The organism is Colwellia sp. BRX8-7 (genome assembly GCF_014077275.1).
In the GTDB taxonomy this organism is placed as follows: domain Bacteria; phylum Pseudomonadota; class Gammaproteobacteria; order Enterobacterales; family Alteromonadaceae; genus Colwellia_A.
Genome location: NZ_JACGVP010000127.1, coordinates 1 through 255, shown reverse-complemented (window position 1 = coordinate 255; position 255 = coordinate 1). Strand labels below are relative to the sequence as shown.

1 protein-coding gene is annotated in these 255 nt (G+C 38.8%); it reads right to left on the bottom strand.

From position 1 onward, the window contains the following. The coding region (locus H4J57_RS19695; RefSeq protein WP_182244012.1) for a heparan-alpha-glucosaminide N-acetyltransferase domain-containing protein at positions 1 to 231 on the bottom strand (231 nt) is incomplete at its 3' end. Positions 232 to 255 lie beyond the last annotated feature (24 nt).

Sequence of the window (255 nt, the reverse complement as noted above, 5' to 3'; positions counted from 1 at the left end):
AGAAATAGATATACTGTCCGAAGACACTCTTGCCTTGTTGGTCATAAAAGTGATTCCAACACCAGCAAGAATAACAAACAAAGCAGAAGCTCTCCCTTCAAACAAGTGCGTAAAACTCATTAACAATTGGTTGCCCGTATCAGCATTCATAGCTATTTTAAAATTAACAATAACCATCCCGAAAATTGCAAACGCTCTAGCAAGATCAAAACCCGTAACTCGATGCTTCATCAAAACTCCATTGCAAGCTAACGC